Here is a 23028-nt window from a genome sequence, read left to right on the forward strand (position 1 = left end):
CGCTTCCGGCAACCGATAGGTCCAGGGCAGGACACAAAGGGTCGATCGCTGTGTGAGTCAGGATGCGGGAAGGTCTTCACTGCATCAGTAATCACACCAATCTGGTTAAACAGCAAACAGAGTGATGATAAAAACTGATACCGGCATTATTGCTATCGCTGTGAAACATCACCCCGCCGGGCTTACCACGGGTTTCCCATGCCATTTCCAGCGCTTTCATGGTGTGCCTGCTGTCCGGCGAGAACGACATGGCCCAGCCCACTGGTTTTCTTGCGAACAGGTCGAGAACAACGGCGAGGTACGCCCAGCGCTTACCCAGATATAGGTCACATCACCGCACCACACCTGATTTGGCTCGGTCACGGCGAACTGCCGTTCAAGGTAGTTAGGGATAGCAACATGTTCATGACCACCACGTTTATACCGGTGAGCCGGCTGCTGACAGCTGACCAGCCCCAGCTCTTTCATGAGCCTGCCAGCAAGCCAGCGTCCCATCTGGTAGCCTCTCTGGGTTGCCATTGTGGCGATGCTTCTTGCTCCTGCCGAACCGTGGCTGATGCTATGTAGCTCAAGTACCTGACTGCGTAATACAGCCCATCTGCCGCCTGGTTTTCCAGAACGGTTTTTCCAGTATTTGTAGCTACTGCGATGACCCCCGAACACGTGGCAGAGAGTGACCACAGGATAACGCGCCCTGAGTTTCCCGATTATCGAGAACTGTTAAGAGAGTCCGACATCAAGAGCACGGTAGCCTTTTTTAATATTTCGCTTTCCATTTCAATTCGTTGTATCTTTTTCTTTAGCTCACGTATTTCGATTTGTTCCGGAGTTATCGGGGAGGCTTTTGGTGTTTTTCCCTGGCGCTATCACGCAGTTGTTTGCCCCATCTTGTCATTGTGGAAAGGCCGACATCCATAGCTTTGGCGGCATCTGCCACCGTGTAGTTCTGGTCAACAACCAGTTGAGCGGATTCGCGTTTAAACTCTGCGCTGAAATTTCTTTTTTTCATTGGTGCACCTGTGTTGTTCTGAGGTGAGCATATCACCTCTGTTCAGGTGGCCAAATTCAGTATGCCACTTCAGAACGATTACATCGACGCTAATCCGGCTAGCGCTTTGGCAGAGAATTATTGGCAACTAAAGCGCAACGTTTGTCGACGCACCTCTCAGCTAATCAATCTTGAATAATAATCAATAGTTTTTTATAACTAGGGCAGACCATCAACTCAGAGGTGCATTATGAAGACGTTCGATACCCAACTGGCAATGAGTATTGTGTCACACTCGGCGGGAGGGTTTAGCTATGACACTCTTGCTAGGGCATTGATTTCAATATATAAAATGGAAGAATCACACGATCTTCTTGAATCATGTCGAACGTTTTGCCTCGATCTGGAGAAGAAAGGGATGTTGAAGCGATACCATCAATGTGCCAATCCTCAAGATGAGTACTATGAGTACATACCTAACTGATTTTCTAGCATTGAATGGATTCTTGCAACAATGCTCTTTCTGAGGTAGCTTTGCTACACGGTTTGGGGAGAGCGATTGTGAGTCATATCAACTTAATAACCACCTGTACGAATGGTAAGAATAGCCAGGGCAAGGAAATACTGAGCTTAAGCCAGTTTTCTTCAGATAGGACACCGGCAAAAGTGTTGGTGAGATCCTGGAGCAATGCTCTGAATGAAGTAATATCCACCTCGGAAACAGTATGCGCCATAGATCTTTATAAAGGCGGTCATTGGTCAATGGCAAAATCAATATTAGAAAGATATGCCGTTGACTTATGGGTGCTTTCTGCTGGTCTTGGCCTTTTGCATTATAAAGATAAAGTTGCACCTTACAATGCTACTTTCGCGACAGGGTATGAAGAATCTATCCCTTTGTATTCAAAAGAATATGTTGGTAAATCATTCCATAAAACATGGTGGAAGGAATTAACTGAACGCTCTTTGTTCAAATCTCAACACCCAACATCGATTGCGGAATTAATGAAAAATAACAATCAGGGTTATTTTATTATTTGTGGTTCTCCTGATTATATTAATGCCATTGAATTAGATGCTATTCATGGGCTTGAGTATCTTAGGGAACCTAAAAAACAATTATTGATCATAACGTCAAAAGAAATTAGTGGTAATCTGAGTAATTATTTATTTAAGACCAACAAAAAAATGGCAGAATGGCTGAAGTGCAATATGCTCATGCTGAATATAAGTATGGCAAAGTATATTATTCATGAGTTTACCACAAAAAAAATAGATAATTTAAATGCGTTATCTCAGTACTTGTCCAGTGAACTACAAAAATTACCTGAACGAGAAAATAAAAAAGGCATTCGACGCAATTCTGAAGAGGTTAGCCACTTTATTGTACAAATTCTGCAACGGAATCCGGGTATTAGCGCAACACAGGCTCTGCGTACGTTTCGGGATAGTGGCAATTCGTTTGAGGAAAAACGCTTCCGTGCCTTTTTCAAAGCCTTATCAGGAAGTAAACCTTAATGCTCCAGGGCTAATTTTCGTGATAGAATCTTCCGTTTTTTGAGTCTGAGTTGTGGCGTCACAGGAGAGTACGTTGTCGAAGCTAAAGTATTTTTTCCCGGATAGTCAGGATTTTATCGATCCCAGTTTCGACTTCTTCCGCGAAACGCGAAACGAACACCGCGTTCGCCAGCGTGATGATCATTATCCACATGAGGTATACCCTCGCCCTTATGACGGTATGCTGGTGTCTAAAGCGGTGGTTGACGGCCTGGGAAGTGGAGAAAGTAAATATACCCGAGCGCAACGCTTACGTTACTTTCGTAATGGTATGAAGCACTTTTTCCGCCTGCCAGACAATATGGAAACGATGGGTGACTGTGGTGCTTTTACTTATGTAAATCAGTATGTTCCTCCATATCGGGTCGATGAAGTTATCGAGTTTTATGAAACTTCCCGCTTTAATTATGGCGTTTCCCTCGACCATATTGTGTTTGGTTATGAGAGGCCTGGCGAGGCCTTCAGTGGTGACCTATTGGCTGAGTGCCGTCGCCGCCAGGATATCACTCTGACACTGGCGCAGGAGTTTTTAGTTAAGTCTAAAAACAGTTGCTTCAAGCCTTTTGGCGTTGCGCATGGTTGGAGCAAAACTTCGTACCGTCAGTCGGTAGAAGCTCTGTTGGCGATGGGCTATAAAAATATCACCATGGGGGGGATGGTACCTTTGAAAACGGCGCAAATCCTTGAAACTCTGGAAGAGATAAAGCCGCTGCTGAAAAGCGATACTCAGGTACATCTGCTAGGGATTGCACGACCAGAAAGTTTCGTCGATTTTATACGTTTCGGAGTCACCAGTATCGACTCTACTACGCCGCTTCAGCAGGCTTTTAAAGATCGTAAAAATAACTACCACACGCCAGAGGGCCGTGCCTACACTGCTGTGCGTGTGCCACAGTTCGATGCTAACCCCAGCCTGAGCCGTAAAATTAAATCGGGTGTAGTCGATCAGGATCTCGCGCGTCAACTCGAGAAGGCTGCTATGCATGCGTTGTTTGAGTACGATAAGGACGCATTGTCGCTTGAGCAAACTCTTGAGCCAGTACTGGCCTATGAGCGCCTGCATTCGGGCGAGAAAGAAGCGGAGAAAATCCGGGCCGATTACGAACGTACTTTACGCGCTCGGCCCTGGCGGAAATGCCAGTGCAATATCTGCAAAGCCATTGGGATTAATGTGATTATTTTCCGTGGGGCTGAGCGTAATCGTCGTCGCGGATTCCACAATATTCAAGTGCTGTATAGTCGTTTACAACACACATTATCATTACGCTCAGAGGATTAATCATGAGTGAGTTTCGTGTCCCCGCCTTACGCATTCGGCAAGGTGAGAAGAGACAACTTTACTGCCTGGCGATTGAAGGCAAAAAAATCAACAAAATTGCGGCGATTTCTCGTATTCGTCGTGGAGATGAAAATCTGGTCGGCTATCAGCGTCCGGAAGTTCGTAGCCATATTAAGGAAATACAGCGTTATATTGAAAGCGAAAATCCGATGATCCCGAACCCGGTTATTATCGCTTTCGATAAGCGTGTTCGTTTCGAACCCCTGACAGATAATGCTGATATGGGGCATCTGGTTATACCCTATTCTGAAGATGCCAGTTTTGAAAAACCGGGCTTTATCGTTGATGGGCAGCAACGTACCGCAGCACTGCGCGAAGCGGATATCAACTCCTTTATGATGCCTGTATCGGCGTTTATCGCCAATGATGCCGAAGAGCAACGAGAACAGTTTATGCTGGTGAACTCCACCAAGCCTTTGCCGAAGACGCTACTGTATGAACTGGCGCCGCATACGCATGGTCGCCTGCCATCCGATCTTCAGATGCGTAAGTTTCCGTCTCTGCTGACCCAGCGCCTGAACTTTGGTGATGGTCCGCTGACTGGGCGCATTAAAACCGCGACCAATCCAGATGGTGTGATTGCCGACAATTCAATGATCAAAATGATCGATTCCAGTCTGCGTGAGGGGGCTTTATACCGTTTCCGCAATCCTTCAACCGGGTTGGGGGATGAAGCAAAGATGCTGAAATTGCTAAATAACTTCTGGTCAGCGGTGGAGACAGTGTTCACCGATGATTGGGATAAAAAACCACGATATTCACGTTTACTGCACGGAATCGGTATTTTGTCCCTGGGTAGCCTGATGGATGAAATCGATCACGTACATCAGGAATATAAAGGTGAGCCTGGCTGGACTGATGTCCCTTCATACACGCGTTTTGTAGAAGAGTTGAACCGTATTAAGCCGCTCTGTGCATGGAGTAGTGGTTCGTGGAATTTTGGCCCCGACCGCGAGGGGCAGCCTATAGTTCGCAAGTGGAATGAATTACAGAATCTGTCGAAGGATATATCGTTGGTTACTGATTATCTTGTGACAAGTTATATCAAGGCAGTTAACGCTGATATTTAAAAAAAGGGGCGTTTGCCCCTTTTTCATGCCTCTATGTTCGATGGTTGCTGAACATGTGAAACAAAAGCATTGATTATTGAGCTTGCCCCCTTACCTTCAGGGTAAATAAGATCTCTACGATGTGGCGTGACGGCGTAAAGTGCCTGGTGCGTTGCGCTGGCGGTGGTAAAAATAAAATAATCAACTTGCTTTGCCAAATTAACCAATTTATCTGTAGCTGTATGGTCATGATTGACATCGACTCTGATGCCCTGGAAAAGGTCTTCAATCATCCGGCGAGCACGCCTTGCAGTCCCTTGCGTTAGTGTATAAATCGCCACTCGCTTGCCAGCTAAATTCGGTAACGACTCAAGCTCACAATCATCACTTTGTGGTTGATCTTGTGGAAACGCCGCATCGGCGCCTGGCCCCAGAACATCAATTGCCAGATTACGCATGATAGTGCGTGTTGGGGGGGGAAGACGCAGCCAAATACCTGCTGCGCAGGCTTGAATATCCAGCCATAGCGCTGTGCGTGCATCTTTGTCCGGCGCAGGCGCATCCAGAAATAACTCCATCATCTCGCCAAGTGTAGTCAGATTCTTGAATGATCCGGCACGCTCGACAATCAACTGTAGAGTAACAATAAATTCCTGATACTCTGCCAGCGTGACTGATCCCTGCAAGAAGTGTTCTGCTGCAAGCGCTGCTAGTTTGACATCAGCGTGGCTTACACTTTGTTCCATCGCCAGCACATCCATCCACTTCAGCCAGGTGGAACTTAGCAATAGCAGTTCATTTTTCTCAAGCCATTCTATAAACGCTGGCATAGCATTACGCAGTGCAGGGAAAACTCCTGGTAGAAGTGATTGCGATAATATCTGTACAAAAGTGGACTCATGAAAGCTTACTGCAGGCCATTGCTCGCTTTCCAGTGCAACCATTTGCAGTAAACTATTAATGTCTGCATCCGGGCTACATAACTTTGCAAACCAATGGTCCCAGCCTGAAATTTGCGGCCCGGAGAGTGCATTAATACTTTCAATTAGCGCATTTAACAAAGGAATGGAATGCGCCTGCTCCAACAGTTGAGAGTCCACCGATTGCAACAAAGTTGCATATGAGCTGATCTCGTCGGATTTAGCGACCAGCGATGATTGCAGTAGTGTGGCCAGCGTCTGTAATGATACTGGTGGCACGTAAGACGGCGAATCCATATTGGCTAATGACTGCATGCCTTTGAGTCCAGCCCACACTTGTATTCCCTGAAGCCAGCCTGACTTGAGTTGATTCGGCAAAGCAGTCAGCAGTGACTCTTCTCCTGCCAGTGCTACACCAACAGCCCAACTTTGCCAATATCCAAGGTTTTCTTCAGATGAGTCCAGTAATGGAACCTGCATGAAAAGCGGATATAGCGCCAGAAATGCGGGGCGTAAAGATTGTGGTGTGTATTGGATGTAGCTATGTGTGTCATCTCCTAAATAGCGGTGTTGGTAGGCTGCAAGTAACATTCGGACCAGCGAAGATGGAATTCGTCCTCTGATCAGATCTGGCAAATCAGGATGATTTAGCAACTGGTCCCAATTTTGCCATTTCCCGGCCCTCTGCAGTTCAAGCAGCAGCAAATTACGTCGTGAAAGTTGCCCATTTTCGCGTAATTCCTGAAGATAGTCGTTGCTGGCAGCATAATCTTTTTTATTAGTAGCCAGCATAAAATCGCTGAGGATTCGACCAAATGGACGTTTTTGGGGACGTGTAAGTAAAGGACGCTGGCGAAAGAGCATTATCACATCTTTAAGCGCAGCGAAGACCCGCATTTTTGCCAGTTTATCCGCTTGTTTTTCTTGCAATAATTCAATGCGGATGAATCCTGTCGGGCAGTGGCGAAGTAGCGCTTCTTCAGACTGACAAGTTGGGCCTTGAGTAGCGCTGCGATATATAGTGCGATCGGGATTAACATCAGCCGATCCCAGTCGGGCGGTGAGAGTAATGCTCAGTTCCAGCATTGTTCGCTCATCTTGTGCAGTTGCGTAAAAGGCCCAATTTTTCCTATTGCACCACGGCAAAATAATCGGCCATCCGCCATCCAGAGCACTATCCACAAGAGGAAGCAGTACACTTTTGAGTTCTGCAGAATATGCACCTGGTGTATCGGTCAACAAATTATCGAGTTTAAGTAAATTGCCAGGACCAAAAAAATCGCTGAGCCATGATGGAGAATTAGTCATTGTTATCTCCAAATGTATATTGCCCACCAAACTCAATAAGGGCGTCAGAAATTACGGTTTTATTGGTTGAAAAAAGCAAATGCTCATCGTTGAGATTTGCACCACTCCAGGTGTAATTCATTGAACCTTTAAGGAAAAAATGTTTTGTTAACATGCCTTTAGCATGAAGATTTTCATGAAAGATATATTGCATATCATGATCCGGTGTAAGCCTTGCCAGCAATCGTTCTATAAACACTTTGTTGGGGGTATCCGGACGAGTAACGATGCGCAGAGGGCAACCATTGTTTACAGTTGTTGCCAGCAACTCCTGGAAGCTTATCATTCTGGCGCCCCATGCCGGATCAAGAAAACTCCATTGCCCACCACTGTTGTCGATGACATCAAAATCGCTCATCCATGGTGAGATAAGCCAGATCAGTTCAGGGAAGATAATCAACCCGCTAAATTGCGCACTTAACACTTCACGCAATTGCCGTTGTCCGAGAGGCCCATGGAGAAATATTTGTCGTTGTTCTTCCATTCTTAGTGTTCCTTACAGTAGGGCTTCTGCTAGCTCAATTCGCAACACAATATCGCCATTCTGATAATCGACCGCTCCTTGTCGTGGATAAAGCTGTAAACCGTAATAATCCACTGGGTTCACCTGTAGTTGGGAGAGGCACGGTACAATCAGATGACGGGCCTGACGAGGGATCAACAAATCAGCAAATCCCTCACTAACAAGAGCTTTGTGAAGTTGCTGAAGCCAATCATTGCTTGTCACGTGAACCTGCTTCGCTTGTTGCAGGAAGAGTGTGCTCAGTAGCAATCGTTCAGTCATTTTCTGCCCATTATCAAAGGGATTGTAATAACTTAATACTGATTGACGAATAGAATTTCCCCTTTGCCAGAGCATTCCCTGGATTTGGCAGAAACGATCAAAGATTTTGGTGACATTTTCATCCGGAAGTTCCTGTGTTGCCATGGTGTGCGCAAAGATATTAAGGCTAATTTCATAGCCTGCTTTTGCTTCCATTTCACGCCATTTACGTAAATAGTCGAGCAGACGTTCATCGTGAGACGCCTTGCCTCCCGGTCGCAGAATTCGCGTATGTAGCACGGACATAAAACTGTGGGACAGAGCAAATCCCTGCTTTTTAAGCTCTGCACGTAACTGACCATTTGCCTCCCGGCGTGCAAGATGGCTGTTAGCTTCGCGTAAGTTGCTCAGTGCCTGTTTCATGGTTTCATTGGCTGGTAGTTGGGAGAGCAACTCAAAGAGATCGTCATCGATCTGCTCATAGTCACTGGGCGCAAAACTGCGAATGAACAAATTCAGTACCGCTATTGGATCGTTATTGAATGCTTCTTCAAAGCGTGTGATTATTCCGCAGCCGCCGGGTTCAGATTCTGTCAACCAAATTTCAAGCAATTCTCCTTTTATTACGGTATCAACAAGCAAACCTCGATCATCTACATCCGGAAGAAGGAGGTGGCTGGTTTGTTTCACCGCGCCGGAGAAAGAATTGATCAATACCGTCTGTAACCAATGGCAAAAATGAGTATTTTCGCTTAAATTATCAGTAAAAACAGTACTATGAGTGTCGAGTATTTTTATCAGTTCAGATTCATTGAACAGACTTCTTAATCGTTGTTGTAACTCCTGACGCTCGGCGGTATTGTCTCCTTCATTGTTGTTTTCAAAGATATTTTCAGCTTGAAAGAGCGAATCGGCAATGGTCGTCAATGTTTCCCGACCTTTAGGGCTGCGTAAGGACTGAAGTGCTTCAGACACCGTCTGGCAATTGGCAATCTCTTTGGTCAGTACCGCCATATAACATTCAAATATCCAGTCAGCGGTAAAACCGTCGTACTCGAAACGTGCCTCGTTACGGATGCAATGGTGGAAGTAGAGCGTCCTGAGTGAGGCAGAAAGTCGGGCATCACGCATAGCTTGCTTACTGAGCGTCTCAGGGAGTTTAAAGCACATCTTCATGCCATCGACCCACTGACGCGTACCCACACCTACAGGTTGGTCGCCTTCAACCCATCTGAAATTTACCCACGCAGGTTGTTTGCTTTTATTACGCAGCGAAGCGCATGCTCCGGTAGCATAACGTGTCAACTCAAGCGGGGTCATATGTTGGTGGGTGTAAAAGGTTACTGACTGCAAACTTGCCGCCCATGGCCCGGCAGGAATATCCAGGGCTTCCACTTGTGTGTCAGCAGAAAAATGACTATGCCATTGTAGTTGTGAATTGCTTTTTTCGGTTAAGTTTGATTTAAAATCAAGTGGTTGCGTAAAAATCTGAACAGGTCGAATAACTTTTAATGGTGGTGCATCCACCTGCTCGATAAGGCATTCCGGTTGCCAGGTATCGCCGAAGGCATCATTGACGTCGAAATCTACTTCAGACACTTGATTCATAAGCGGAACGAAATTTTGTGGTACTAACCAGTCAGCTTCCAAATCGGAGTAAATCGCATAGCGTTTTGAAATACGGCCGGGTGCAAACTCCTTCAGCCCCTGTATAAACGGCAAGTATTCGCTTTTTTCATAGCGACGCTGCAACTGGATCTTTAACTCAGGAAGATTTAGTTCGCTGAAAAGTGCAGCGGGGATAAATAAAGGCAGTGGTGAGCGACCATTGCTTCTGTCGGCACCGGGCTTGCCCATCAGTGACCATTTTGTGGTTAGTTGACGTTTAAGGGTTGGCAGTAACTCCATCATGATTGACCGTGGCGGTGACCACATGACTCGCTGGAGTTGTGCTTCCTTAATTTTGAGCGCATAGCGCAGATATTGTTCCAGTTCTTGCTGCCATACATTTTGCTCAAGCAAAGCAGAAACCAGGTTAAGCATCCGCTCCAGATAATTATGGTGATCTTTTTTCTTCGGTGGATTATTGAGTAATGACCAAATATTGCTGCCAGGGATCTTCATGCTCAGCCAGTCAAGCGTTGCCATTGCGGCCTGCATTTTCTGAATATGAATATTACCAAGCGGTAGGGATTGGCTCTTAATCTCCGGGTTAACCAACTCTTCATACCGTTGATATACTATGCGATCTCGGCCAAACTCTGACAACACGACCACCATCCAGGGGCGCATGGTTCTTGAACGTCCGGCACGCCCTTTACGCTGAAGATAAGAGGCGACGTTACGCGGTGCTTTGTGCTGAATGACGACGCCAACAGAAGGGTCATTAAAGCCAACCTCCAGCGATGCAGTAGCAACGACAATTTCGGCTTTAGGATCTACCCCTGTATCCTGGCTGGAAGTACGTGCGACACGGGCCCGGTCGTCAACTTCCAGTGAATGTCCAATATCGACGGCCATCCGCCAGTTTTGTCCGGCAAGTGTTAGTGCTTCGGCGTTCTTCAGATTTTCCTGTCGCTGTGCGGCCAGAGGGCTTTCATGAGGCAGTAATTGTCGACCTCGGGTGCGCCAACCCTCGGCATCACAGAGTTGATGATAGAGGCGGTTATTAATATCCAGATCGTCTGTGAATACGAAAGTCTTACGCCCCCAGGTGCCTTGTGATTTCGCTTTCCGGGTGTCCATGATGCGCCGGGCCAGCATGCTGGTCTGAATAGTGGCAGACAACAACGCAGTTTGTGATACTGGGTCACCGCGCAAAGCCAGCAAATACTCAGCCCCTTCGTCCACCATCTCCTGAAATGCTGGTTCAATGAGCATGACATGCTTTTTGCTGGCACCGACTAAATCAGCAAAAAAGCGCTCTGCGTCGCTTAGTGTGGCGGAGAGCCCAACAAAGTGTGGTCGGCAACGTGCCAGTTGCATCCATCGGCGAAGCAGATAGGCCGTCTGCGCACCAGAGTTGCCAGCGTATGTATGAACTTCATCAAGCAACACAACCGGAGGAGCAGTAACATTTATCCCAACGCCAAATAAATGATTTGCATCATTATTACCCAGATGTTGGTTAAGCATTTCTGTAGTTGTGAACAAGATATCCGGTGGATTGTTCATCAGGGAAAGACGTGTTAACACCACTTCATCGCTGTCAACACTGTGATCACAATGGGTACAACGCAGGATCTCCCGATGCTGACGAATATCTTCTGCTTTCCAGTGCATCTCGCCCCGACATTTAGGCGTATTGCAGCGTAGCAGATCGAAAGGAATATCTTTATCTTTTTCAACGTATTGAGCGCTATATGGTGTATCGCCAAAGAACGAACCGATGCGGATTTTACGCCCGGAGAGTTTTACCGTCTGATGGTCGACTTCGCGGCATTTTCCCCAGGTTTCCATAAACTGATCTTTGAGCAATTCTTTCCGTGGATAAAGCGCCAACGTACGTACTCGCGACGAGGGATCGCGCTGCAATTCGTTAATCAGCGATGTTAGAGCCGGGAGATAGAAGGCGAGGGTTTTACCACTCCCGGTACCGGCACAAACAATGGTGCCGGTTGCTTCTTTGCTGCGGGGATTGCGGCTGTGATAATCCCATGCCCGTAAAATACGTTCGGTTGCCCGGGACTGGAATCCGGCTACAGAAAAATCGCCAATTAATGTTCGTAACGCCTGCCGTTTGATGTCATTCATCCATGAGGCATCAGACCACTGGGCGAGAACTTCTTCAGCGGGTAATACACGCGCGGGGTAACTGCGTGGGCGGCGAATAAAGCGATAATCCGCCACCAGCGTTCGGGTATGGCTCAGTTGCTGACCACGAAACCATTGGCGCTGATGGCGAAACAGATGGACAGATTCCGCCATGCGTGTGCGATAAAGACGTAGCCCTTTGGTATTGGGGATGCGAAACAACATTGCAGTATCTTCGAGATTATCAATGAGCTCCCGGGCATTTTCATCAGGCAGATGCTGGCTAAAGAGAACAACGATATCCTCAAATGTGAATGCGCCTTCAGTATCCCCCCAAACCAGAAGCTCGGCTTCACGTTCTTCAAGCAGATCAAGCGCCTTGTGAAGACGCGATAAATCCATGGCGGTCATACCTTTATTTCCTTGTAATAACAAAATCTTCCAGCATTTTTTCGTCACGCAGCCATTGCAGCACTTCCGGGGTCAGCACACTTAATGTCGGCCTTCCGCTAAAAGGACCGTTGATGCGATCGAAGAATTTTTGCACTTCTTCAGGCCAGTCTGTTTTCATCATACCGCGAAGCTGATGAAGTACATCTGCCAGTTGGTTTATACGGCGAACGGTATCGGTATTGTCAGGAAGCCTTTGAATTAGTTCAGCGTATTTTTCACGGGTCTTTACATAGTTATCCGCGATATCGTTGAGTTTGCCGATTTTTCTTTGTGCGTCGAGCGTCTTATCCTCAACATGGACATGTTGGTACAACGTTTGCAACCAGTTCTGCCACGCTGCATCCAACTGTCTATTTAGTCGATGATAAAGAGCCAGAACTTGTTCCACACAGTGGGTTAAGGCGTCATTTTGAATAATATCGTAAGCCGCTAGTTCTTCTGGCTCTACTGCAGGTCCATCAGGGCTTTCTACGTCTTTTTCTGCAACTGTCTCGGCCGCCTGGGTCTGCATATTTCGCCAGCGATCCCATTGAGATAGCAGTTTATTGACGCTGTTGGCTGCGCTTTTCAGCTCTTCACATTGCTCATCGCTCCAGATAACTCTCAGATCCGAAGGGAGTTGCTGGAGTGCAGGATAGGTTTGTCGCAGAAGAGCAAAGTGACCTGCTACTGTATTTGTCCTTTGATAGACTTGTTCACATTTCTCGATGATATGCGTTGCTTTTCTTGCCTGGATGCTCAGATCCAGTTGCTGCTGCATTTCTGCGAGTTGTTGGCGCAATGTACTCATTCTTTGACTCCAGAGGCGCTGATATCAGCAGCCAAATTTTTCAGGCGCTCTTCAACTTTCTTGTAGGCATGCTCTAGTTTTGGTGCATCACCCTTATTGTTAATCTGTTGAAGGGTAAAACTTATTCTTGCCTGGACCATTTGCCACTGTTCCAGCAGACTACCGATACGGCTGACATAATCGCCATTAAGGTGGGTCAGTTCATGCCACAGAATGTGCGGGTCCTTTTGTTTCGCAATAGAATTGAGAGTCTGCAACGTCTCCAGGCTGGCCTCAGCAAAGATTTTTAAGTCTTCAATTTCTTCCAGAAGCCATTTCGACGGCTTAATCTGCTGAACTTCTACCGGATAATATTCCATACGTACGGCTTCAATAAATGATTGCCATTTATCAAGAAGGATAATGAAGTCTGACGGGGTTTTCACGCCCTCGAACAGTTGTGCATTATCAATTGTTTGCGACATTTCTTTGCGGACGGCTTCAGCGATGCGCTGAATTTCTGCACCTAATGGTTCCTTGAGGATCTCTTTCAACGCAGCGGTAACGACCTGAGCTTCCAGCGCACGTGTTGTGGTAAGGCCTGATTTCAATTCGGTTACGGCAACCAGAGAGAGCCACTCATCCCGTGATTTGTCCCAGTCCTGCAATGCTGATTTTCTGGCCTCATCAATCTTGGCATTGGCGTGGGGGTTCTGATGTGCTTCCAGACCATAAAAACAGAGATCGGAGGGGGCAGTGCCTGGCGTGCGGCCTCGATTTTTCTCTGGTGTTTTGCCGACTCCGTTTTGTGTCAGGCAAAGCGCATCAATCAACTCAGCCGGATTCTCTTTACCCGTTATTAACCCTAACAAGAGGGCTTTCTGATAATGGTTACGTAGCGCGCCTTTCAGTTTACGATCCCGAACTTGTTTAACTGCGATCTCAGTAACTTTCGGCACCCACCAGTTTACAAAGTTTTCATAGTGAGCGTAATCGTCCAGCGCTTGAGGGTAGTTAAGTCCTTCACCTGCATCGGCGTAATGTTTCATGCGCAGTAATGCCAGGGCGACGCTGTAGATTTCGCTTCGACGAGTAGTATTGTCGAGATCTTTACGGCTATAAAACGTCACTACAGCATTTGAAGGATCAGAAGAGGCAAGCGGTAAGCTAATGAGCGGAATATTACGCTCTACCAGGGTAGGCTTTTCCGCCATGCCAAAAAATTCGGGTTGTGCGTAAAGTTCATAGCAATTGTTCAATTCGGCACGCAGTTTACGGGCAACATCTTGTGGCAGCATAACTCTCTCGTTAACCCATGCTTTGAGATGTTTAACGAAGGGGAGAGTCGTCACGCTGGTTTCAACTGCCGTGGCGGGAATTGCCGGTTTCGGCTCTGGTACGATCAGAGTGGTCTTTTCGCTATTATATTTATTTATTATCTTCTCTTCGGCGGCAGGTTTACCACCCTGTAAATGGCTGGCTAATTCAGTAAGACCAAATGCTTTGGCCACCCCAGGTTGTAACTTTTGGCAAAGCTCATCATAAGAGTGGTAGCCAAAGCCCCAGAGCGCAGTTAATGACACAGAACTAGCAAGTCTTTGCGTGGTAATCTGGCGTATTTTCCCTTCTATTTCTGCATCGGCAGTAAGACCAGCAAGGTTGGCTGGTGGAAACAGACCACGTTCAGCCTCCAGTCGACAATCGCGCAGGATATCGAGTAGGATGCGGTTGATGACGATACGTGGATTGAAGATCATCGCACCGCTGCTGTCGCGGCAGTTTTTGTCTGCCAGGGCGAGAATGGCATTGCGGTTGTAAGGGAACAGCGGGATTTTTCCTTCTCCAGCATAGCCAAAATCATCCAGCCACTCCGGCGTTTCTTCGTCATGCCAGACCGGCGGCCAATGAGCCTCCCCTTGTGCTCGCAGTTTTTGCAAAGCCTCAGTGCCGTGGCGTGCAGCATTGATATAGCGACTGCACAGAGAAACGATTCGCTCTTCATTGTTTTCCCGCCCGGTGCTTTCGATGATCCATTCATAACCGGCTCGGGTCATAAGCGTCTCCTGGCGACGCTTATAGCCAGGGTAGTTGTCAGTTACTGCAATAACGGAATGTACAGGACATAGTGTTCTTACGCCGTCATGCATACCTTCTTCGATCAGGCTGTCGATCAACACATCTTCAATTGCCGAGATAGCAGCCATATCCTCAACCAGAATCACCAGACGGCGGTTCTGGTTGAGCAACTCGCGGCGAATCTCCTGAAAAAGTTCCTGGAAGGTGCCACCATTAAAGGTGAAGAGCCTTGCGAACATCGACTTGAGGGAAGCATGCATTGCTTCATTCAGAACACTCACTGCCTGAATGCGCGCCCTTTCATTATCATGCTCATCAATACGTGATTTAAGAATATACTCTCTGGCAGGAGATGAGAGATCATCAATGTTGTTCTGAAAAAAGAGGTCTTCAGGAACTAACTCATAATGATCATGATCCTCATCACCTTCTTGAAGACCATCACTCATCCGGTTGGCACGTTTATAAATACAATGCTCCGGTTTGAGGAGATCGATCTTGAAGTAGGGGTCGGTAATTAAATTACCTAACCCATTCTCAAACTCCTCCATAATGGCGTCGATACGTCTGGAAAGCTTCTCCGGAATGGTTTTTCCTTGAGACTCATACTGTTGGCCCGTTTCCAGCACTGTGTTATACATATGCTGTAATTGATGCGACATCATGGTCAACAATAAGTCAGCGAGATCTTTGGCTGAATAGGCCTGTGTAACATCATCAACGCGTTTGCGCGCGTCATGGAAAATCTCGCCATGGAGATTTTCCAGAATACGTAACAGGACTTGGCGTAAGCTGGCATTTTTAGGGATACGTACGATCTGCCACTGGTCCTGCTCGCCATTAGCCTGCAGATGGCTCTTCAAGCGGTAATCCAACCAGCGTACCAGATGCGATTTTCCCATTCCTGATCGCCCGATCAGTGGAATAGCACGTTCAGTACTCAGTAACTGGGTAAATAGGTCTTCATCGCGCAAAATTGTCTGGTTGTTATTAACGTCGCGGCGGGTAAGAACCATCGGTTCATGGACTGCCAACAGCACATCATCCTGCAACTCTTCGGCTTCGTTGCGGATGCATTGCACAATGTTATTGAGGGATGGCCAATAATTCATGATGCTCATTGTATGTCCTCTCTCAGGTTAACATGGCTGACACGGCTGATTTTGTTACCTGGTAGTTGTAGAGAGAGCGAGTCTTCATCATCACTGCCTCCTTCAAACATGATGCGTTGACTAATTTCCAGACGTTTTAGCGCCAGTGAGGTGCTAGTGCTGATATTATGGCCTTCTGGTGAGGACCAGCCTTGTTCTGCCATCATCTCCTGAACTTTTACCCTGAATGCACCGCCGTCCATCATTGGCATGACCTCTGCCATATTGGCCATAAAAGCAGAAATCGATAATCTTTTCTCATTACCGAATATCTGTGGCAAAAAGCACTGAATTGCCCTGGTGGGGTCGGTGTAATAGACTTGGTTAGGGCCAGGCTCAAGAAAACCGAGGAAACGGCCATATTCTCTGACTAACTTTTCAGTGTTGGAGTTGACGATTTCATCAGGCAGCCAGCGCTTTATTTTTGCCGTGATGATATTGGGGGCCAGAGGATCCTGGCCGCCAAAAGAATGCTGCTGCAGCGCCATCAAACAGGCCAGCACGCGCCAGAGTGGTTCACAATCATTACCATTTTCTATGCCTTTATCTCTACAGGCGTCGATAGCACACTGCAACAGGCGCTGATAAAGCGGGCGAGGTTCATTTTCCAGGGGCAGTATTTTGTCATCCTCCATCGGCCAAAGTCCCAGACGACACCAGAAGGCCAGGTTTTCTCTAATTTTCCCCCAGGCGTTATCGTTGGCTGGAAGATTGTTGGGGCGATAACGTTCAACAATCATCTCCTGTGCCAGGGGGATAGACGCGTTTTGCAAAATTCGATCGATAAGCGGAATCAGTACAAGGCTGCTTCCGGGGTTTGCGTTATTGATAATTGACATACTGTAGTTGCCTGATAAAGGTTTCCAAAGGCTGCGCGTTACCTGCGCTCTCCCACCATTTTCTATATGGATGTTCAGGGTCAGCCAAGTGCTGTGGGGCGATAATAATGCGCTCGTATTGCGTATGAGGCAGTGCAGGCAGAACCGTGGCGGTATTAGCGACAATGACAATTTCCGCACAATCTGACATAGGGGCATTAAGTTTTTGTGCGCTCCAGAAACGTGAAACAGCATCAAGTGTGCGCTCAAGTTGCGAGAAAACAATTTTGTCCGCACGGATGGTTGCATAGTCACCGGAGTTAATTAAGTGACGAAGCGTGATGCGCAACTCCATGAGTAATTCTCGTATATTAAGGTCTTCTCTATAATAAACTTTCTTCACAGCGCCAACATAGCGTGCTCTTTTCTTTGGCGTGGCTCGTATAATTTTTACGGCATTGCCCACTGTCGGCGAAAATGCACTTTTCCCCTGAGCCCTGCAACCCGGGCAACCACCACAGGTTAATTCTGGTGAATGATTCTGATAAACGTAGAACTGGCGGAGAATAGTACACAGAGGCGTTTGTGGGTTGAAAAGCCAGTTTTTCAATATCGTGAACGCAGCCCGACGTTTGTCTAATTCCTGCTGACGGGCCTTCTCAACAAAGGTATTCCAGTACTCTTCCGAACGGTGCGAGTCGTTGCAGTGGTGGATATGAACAGTGTTGTAATAGCGGGTAAACCATTCTGCTACAGCCGCATTGTTTTCTTGCTCATTTTCACGAAATTCTGCGGGAATCTCCGGGGCGGCATACACCAGTTCAATAAGTCCTGCTCGTTGCATCAGAAGCAAAGTTCTGCGGTTCCATGCTTCGTTGCGGTTGCCGAGGTGTTCAATGTGTTCCGCTTTGGTGTCGAGCGAAACCTGGTAATCAGCAATGTTACTGGGCTTGTGCAGGTCAAACATCGCTTTCCAGCGTAGGAAACCTTTTTCGACGCCAATAAGCTTTTCGACAGAAAGTTCTTCTGCTGTTTTTAATTGATCGTTATGCCAGACGAGGTGTGCCTGACAGGCTTTGCCGTCTCGCCCGGCACGGCCGCACTCCTGGTAATAACGGTCAATATTTTCCGGGATGGCGGCATGAATTACTGAACGGATGTCGCTTTTGTTCATCCCGACACCAAATGCCGACGTTGCGACCATAATGTCCAGTTGGTCGCTTGCCCACTGCGTAATGAGTTTTCTGCGTTCGAGGGGGGCGGTATCGCCATGGAAAAGCCCAATCCGGTGAAAATCCAGTTCCTGTAATCGCTGATGCCATTTTTCAGCATCTGAACGTTTCGTACAATAGAGAATAAGTGGGCGCGGAAGGGTCATCAGCAAGCTTTCTACACGTTGCTGATGTGCGTGTTCATCACGTTCGGCGTGAACAAAGTATTCGGGTTCAGGGCGTAGAAAATTGGCTGTTATTTCAATAAGTTCACTATCATCGCTGCGAAATAAATCCACAATGACATTGCGTGTGCTCTGGCTCCATGTCGCAGATAATAGTAATGTGCGGAAATGGCATCCGGGTTGTGCTTTTAGAGAACGAATCAAGGGGGCGATAAGCTGAAAATCTGGTCGGAACTCTGCTCCCCATTGGTCAATCAGGTGCGCTTCATCAATCACGACGGCCCCAATCAGGTGATTTTTTGCTAGTTCAAAAAGCACAGGGACCAGTGAAGATTTAGCAACCTCTGGTGAACAAAAAAGTACGCGTTGTGTACCCGATCGTAACCGCTCTATTAGTGTCTTACGCGTCGCAACATCCTGGCCGCCAACCCAGACATAGCTACCACCATGATCCTGTTCAGCTTTGCGTAACATATCTCGCATGAAATCCGCTTGTTCAATCGCCAGTGCAACGGTGGGTACAATCACTAGGGTGAGTGCGTTGTCTGGTGCGCTAATTGCCTGAACTTGCGTAATTAAACTTTTACCGCAACTGGTCGGGAGATTAATCATCAGCGTACTGTTTGGGTCTGAAGTGAGCATCGTACGTATTGCAGCCTGCTGCCCAAAACCTCGATATTGCGTGTGGGGAGTCTCAACCAATAAGTTCTTCAGCGCCGGGTCCATTTCTGGTTGCAGCAAATTCCGTCTGGTTCTACGCAAATAAGTTGCTTTTGTCGCCGAAATATTTGCATCTTCAGACAGGGAAAGAATGCTGGCAGTGACGGATTTCGTTAATCCCCAACCTGCTTGTGGTATTTCAGCCCTTTCTGGCGGAAAGGGAAGCCATGGGGCTTCAATACCGTTGGCTAAAGCAGCCCGGAGGGCATCAGCATAGCCAGCAAAAACATCACTGGTACCTGCGTCGGCATCGGTTACGATTTTAATCAATCGTTTTAAGAAAGGGTTGTCGATACCTTCAGTAAAGGTAACATCATTACTGAAGCAGGTGGTCAGCGCGTTCTGAAGTCGTGACCATTGCTCTTCCATCAGGCTACTCCTGCTAAAACATTGTCGCTGCAGATAATTATCGCTTTCATTGACATTAACTGAATATAAGTACTTTCATTTACGCTATTTTTCTGTATTTCATAGGTTTTTTGGTAAACGCTCTCAACTTTTTCTTTCCAGGCATCATAAGAAATCAACTCTTCAATTTCCCGCCATCTTGAAGCACGCAAATTGAGATCAACATAGCTTTTTGTTGCTGACGGATGCTTGCTGTATTCACCATTCAGCAATTCGAGTAGGGATTCATTAGTTACAGCAGAACCATCCTCTGCCACCCATTCCTGTACGATTCGTGGCGGAGTGGTTTCGTCACATTTGCGGATTTGCGCATACGGGCTGAGCGGATCGCAGCCGGTGATAAGCCAGTTCATTTGGAAGAAATAACGTTCTTCATTGAGATGCGCATTGATTTTTCGCAGCAGCGCCATGGAACTGCCTCGCGCATCCTGGTTGAGCAGATGCCAGATGGCATCAACAAAAGGCTGACCGTAGCGTAGGGGATATACCGTTTGTCCGTTAAGTGTTGGGATGCGTTCTGCGCTCATCAGGTGTGTGCAAGGGGGATTTCCGCCATCTTTATCAAAACTAAGCATACAGGTGGTCATGAAGGTTTTAAAATCTACCAACGTAGCTGGGCCCTTTGCGCCGATTTCAAAGCGAAATTTCATTCCTTCTTCAGCGCTACCGATAGCGTTAAAACGTAAGCCCTGGGTGATCCAGGGAGTTAGCGCTTTGCATTGCTCAATGGCATTTGTTTCTTCATTACTTAATTGCTGGGCAAACAGGGTTGCTTGCGCAACTTCTTCATCCATTGCCAGTAGTTTTTCCTGCATATTGATTTTATTCGTTTCGCGAATCAATATGCCATGTTCCCCAGGTAACTCGGCGGCCAGATATTCCAGTACCTGCGGACCTTCATCGAAGAGCCTGTTCCAGGCATCGTTAATATATTCATCCAGCACAAATTGCAGGCTGGCGATAGTGTTATTAAAAATACCGATGCCTTGCGCCAGCAGATCGGCCCAGCGATTACGCAAGCCATTAGTCGCATGATTTTTCAGAATCAGACTTTGTATTGGTTTGATCCCACGCAGATTGGCGCTATAGCGATTCAGTCGCCCAAGACGCTGTTCGATACGACTGCATGAGCGAGGTAAACCATAATGAACGGCCAGGCGTCGTCCACCATGAAGGTTAAGTCCATCTTCGCCACGGTGGTCACATAACAATACTCGGATGGGACTTTGAGGTTGCGTAAACTGTAAGCGTTCGCCCGGTTGATAATGCTCCAACGGATGATCACACAAAACGCTCAACTTCAGTGACAGATGCTGCGCGAGCTCAGGGCGATCGCAAAATACAATAGCCTTACCATCTGGATACTTCCGCATCCAGTCATTTAAGGCAGCAGCCAGTGTATTATCGATAGTCTGCAACTCGCTTTTTGCTGTCATAACAATGTGCTCAAGCAGCGCTTGCTCGTCGGCACAAAGTGGAAACGGGGAGCCAAGGCGCATTTTTGCTCGACGCATAACACAAAGTGGACTGGAAAAAAGATCATCAACCCATTTCAGATAATCATCTTCCTTCAACGACCATGATTGATTTTCCGGTAAAGTTGTCAGAAAGCGATACTCTTCCAGCAATTCATCCAGCGTCAGGCCTTCTGTTTGCCAATGACATTCGATCACTCCGTTGAGCCCGGGGAATAGTAAATCAAGATTCATGTTTTTGCTTTCTTCGAGGCTTTGTGAAACCTGGCGACGGTTTCTTAACAAACGGTGATGAATGCGGTATCGCTCGCCAAGATATTGTCGGATAGCTCGAATGCCTGCTTCACGCTCGGGCGTAGTAGGCGAAAAGCGACCAATCAGAGGGAAAAGGTTTTGACACAGAGCGGAAAGTTCATCGTCATCTGGAAACTTCTCCAGCAACTCATCGAGGTTACGACGAAGACTAATATTTGATACCGAAGGAACCAGCGCAGAGAACAAACCACCAAGGCTTTCACGGTTTTTTACTAACTCGGTAAAAGTCTGTAATTGAGACTCCGTGACCTGATAGGCTTCTGGGTTAATACAATGCAACATTGACAAGAAATTACGCTCATGACCGTGCAATGGCGTACCAGTAAGTAGTAGCGCGTATTGCGATTTGTGGCATGCTCCGGCAATAAGTGCAAAATTATGCTGTTGTTCGCTATCATCTGCCCAGGGCCACGATGCGATTTGGTGGACTTCATCAAGAGCAATGAGTGAAGGGGAGAAGCCTTTGTTAAGTAGGGTACACGCATCATGATAGCTACAAATAACAACGCCTTCGGCGCTTCCTTCTCGTCTTAGTAGCGAAAGTGTTATGGCCGTATCAAGGAGCAGAGGTTTCAGCTGAAAACGCTCTCCTAGTTCCTCACGCCACTGATTAATCAGTTGGGCTGGAACCGCGATCATCATGCTGACGTTTCCTGATTTTTCCAGTGCATGTTCACGAATAATCATACCCGCTTCAATGGTTTTCCCCAGTCCAACCTCATCCGCAAGAATATATTTCGGCATTTTATCTTGCAGAACCCGTCGTACTACTGCGAGTTGATGAGGCTCAAGTTCTACCGCACTGCTTGAGATTGAGGCCATTCCTCGACATGAAGCTCGCTGTTGAATATAGGTATTAATAAAGGACTGGCGGCGAGGAAAAAAGAAAGGCGCATCGTTAGCCTGACAGGCAAGAAAGTGTGCTGGATTTACGGGGGTGCCAGGCGCTTTATTGAGGATAAAGATTTTATCTATGGGCAGAGTCGCAGAATCTTCTTCACGAAAAATAACCAGATATTCGCCATTAGGACGCGATCCGCCAAATCGTGCACGCGACCAGCGTTGACTTTGAGGTTCAATACAATAAATTACCGTCTCTTCATCGGGGAGCGTTGGCGTAAGTTGGGCTAGACCTATTTCGATATATCGTGAGTAAGGATTAGCCGGAGACTCAAAAAACGCAACGGCAGCAACGTGGGTTTTTGTATCGATGCTGACAACTTTGCCGATTCCACTAAAATGCTCAGAAACGACTAACGAACCAATTGGTAATATGCTCATCCTCATAGCCCTTGCAAAGAACTGCATGTCTGTCTATAAAATGAACATAAATGAAAGGGAGATGGTTTTTTATGTTCTAATGACAAACACTGTAAAAATCATTACTTTTAGAACGAGTAAGAGTACTTAGAAATGTCTTATTTTCAAGTATAAAAAGAGGAAAGTTGTATCAATCTCACAGATAAGCAATTTCGTCGCATTTTGTTGATGTTACGAATTTTTTTAGTAAAAATGTACCTTTGTCCATTATGTTTAGGTTGGGATTTTTTCATGTTGACTATGTCAGAGTAAATCGGAAAGTAATATGCTATGCAACAAAACGTACAGATTTTTCATATGCTATATTGCAAACGCATTCAGGCATAATTAAATTCAATAGTCATCAAAACAAGAAAATAGTCACTCAGAAAACAATGAGCATCCAGGATGATTTATGCATCCTGTCACTCA

General features: G+C 46.8%; 11 protein-coding genes and 1 pseudogene. 3 read left to right on the forward strand and 9 right to left on the reverse strand.

The window, feature by feature from the left end; translation table 11 throughout:
- Window positions 1-145: 145 nt before the first annotated feature.
- Window positions 146-1009, reverse strand: a pseudogene (locus tag FEM44_RS25580) (IS3 family transposase); the annotation flags it as partial.
- Between the two features lie 540 nt (window positions 1010-1549).
- Here FEM44_RS25580 and FEM44_RS14045 point away from each other — a divergent pair.
- The 3 genes from FEM44_RS14045 to dbpB all read left to right on the forward strand — a co-directional run bounded on the left by FEM44_RS14045 (window position 1550) and on the right by dbpB (window position 4954).
- Window positions 1550-2506 carry a hypothetical protein gene (locus tag FEM44_RS14045; protein WP_240726904.1) on the forward strand — a complete coding sequence of 319 codons (957 nt, stop codon included), beginning with the start codon at window positions 1550-1552 and terminating at the stop codon, window positions 2504-2506.
- 73 nt (window positions 2507-2579) lie between these two features.
- A complete protein-coding gene (dpdA, locus tag FEM44_RS14050) occupies window positions 2580-3824 on the forward strand; it encodes a tRNA-guanine transglycosylase DpdA (protein WP_135523687.1) in 1245 nt (414 codons plus the stop codon).
- 2 nt (window positions 3825-3826) lie between these two features.
- A complete protein-coding gene (gene dbpB, locus FEM44_RS14055) occupies window positions 3827-4954 on the forward strand; it encodes a DGQHR domain-containing protein DpdB (protein ID WP_135523688.1) in 1128 nt (375 codons plus the stop codon).
- Between the two features lie 23 nt (window positions 4955-4977).
- On the opposite strand, the gene dpdD is transcribed toward dbpB, so the two are convergent.
- From dpdD to dpdE, 8 genes are read right to left on the reverse strand one after another with little or no spacing between them, the layout of a single operon-like run.
- The gene (dpdD, locus tag FEM44_RS14060; protein WP_135523689.1) at window positions 4978-7161 is read right to left on the reverse strand and encodes a protein DpdD; all 2184 of its coding nucleotides are present in this window, start codon (window positions 7159-7161) and stop codon (window positions 4978-4980) included.
- Window positions 7154-7684 carry a phospholipase D-like domain-containing protein DpdK gene (gene dpdK / locus FEM44_RS14065; protein WP_135523690.1) on the reverse strand — a complete coding sequence of 177 codons (531 nt, stop codon included), beginning with the start codon at window positions 7682-7684 and terminating at the stop codon, window positions 7154-7156. The genes dpdD and dpdK overlap by 8 nt, the downstream gene beginning before the upstream one ends.
- Window positions 7685-7696: 12 nt before the next feature.
- Window positions 7697-12127 carry a protein DpdJ gene (dpdJ, locus tag FEM44_RS14070; protein ID WP_135523691.1) on the reverse strand — a complete coding sequence of 1477 codons (4431 nt, stop codon included), beginning with the start codon at window positions 12125-12127 and terminating at the stop codon, window positions 7697-7699.
- Window positions 12128-12131: 4 nt separating this feature from the next.
- Complete coding sequence (locus FEM44_RS14075; protein ID WP_135523692.1) at window positions 12132-12959, reverse strand: hypothetical protein; 828 nt, start codon at window positions 12957-12959, stop codon at window positions 12132-12134.
- Window positions 12956-16135 (reverse strand): protein DpdH, encoded by a 3180-nt coding sequence (gene dpdH, locus FEM44_RS14080; RefSeq protein WP_135523693.1) that lies wholly within the window; start codon window positions 16133-16135, stop codon window positions 12956-12958. The genes FEM44_RS14075 and dpdH overlap by 4 nt, the downstream gene beginning before the upstream one ends.
- Window positions 16132-17004, reverse strand: coding sequence for a protein DpdG (dpdG, locus tag FEM44_RS14085; protein ID WP_135523694.1), 873 nt, complete (start codon window positions 17002-17004; stop codon window positions 16132-16134). The genes dpdH and dpdG overlap by 4 nt, the downstream gene beginning before the upstream one ends.
- Window positions 16988-19468, reverse strand: coding sequence for a protein DpdF (gene dpdF / locus FEM44_RS14090; RefSeq protein WP_135523695.1), 2481 nt, complete (start codon window positions 19466-19468; stop codon window positions 16988-16990). The genes dpdG and dpdF overlap by 17 nt, the downstream gene beginning before the upstream one ends.
- Window positions 19468-22578, reverse strand: a complete 3111-nt coding sequence (gene dpdE / locus FEM44_RS14095) for a protein DpdE (protein ID WP_135523696.1) — start codon at window positions 22576-22578, stop codon at window positions 19468-19470. Before dpdE ends, dpdF begins: the two co-directional genes overlap by 1 nt.
- Window positions 22579-23028 lie beyond the last annotated feature (450 nt).

The organism is Escherichia sp. E4742, from assembly GCF_005843885.1.
Taxonomy (GTDB): domain Bacteria; phylum Pseudomonadota; class Gammaproteobacteria; order Enterobacterales; family Enterobacteriaceae; genus Escherichia.

Coding starts and splice junctions, on each gene's coding strand:
- dpdD (WP_135523689.1), bottom strand. CDS start 7,161: ATGACTAATTCTCCATCATGGCTCAGCGATTTTTTTGGTCCTGGCAAT.
- dpdF (WP_135523695.1), bottom strand. CDS start 19,468: ATGGAAGAGCAATGGTCACGACTTCAGAACGCGCTGACCACCTGCTTC.
- dpdE (WP_135523696.1), bottom strand. CDS start 22,578: ATGAGCATATTACCAATTGGTTCGTTAGTCGTTTCTGAGCATTTTAGT.
- dpdK (WP_135523690.1), bottom strand. CDS start 7,684: ATGGAAGAACAACGACAAATATTTCTCCATGGGCCTCTCGGACAACGG.
- dpdJ (WP_135523691.1), bottom strand. CDS start 12,127: ATGACCGCCATGGATTTATCGCGTCTTCACAAGGCGCTTGATCTGCTT.
- dbpB (WP_135523688.1), top strand. CDS start 3,827: ATGAGTGAGTTTCGTGTCCCCGCCTTACGCATTCGGCAAGGTGAGAAG.
- FEM44_RS14075 (WP_135523692.1), bottom strand. CDS start 12,959: ATGAGTACATTGCGCCAACAACTCGCAGAAATGCAGCAGCAACTGGAT.
- dpdG (WP_135523694.1), bottom strand. CDS start 17,004: ATGTCAATTATCAATAACGCAAACCCCGGAAGCAGCCTTGTACTGATT.
- dpdH (WP_135523693.1), bottom strand. CDS start 16,135: ATGAGCATCATGAATTATTGGCCATCCCTCAATAACATTGTGCAATGC.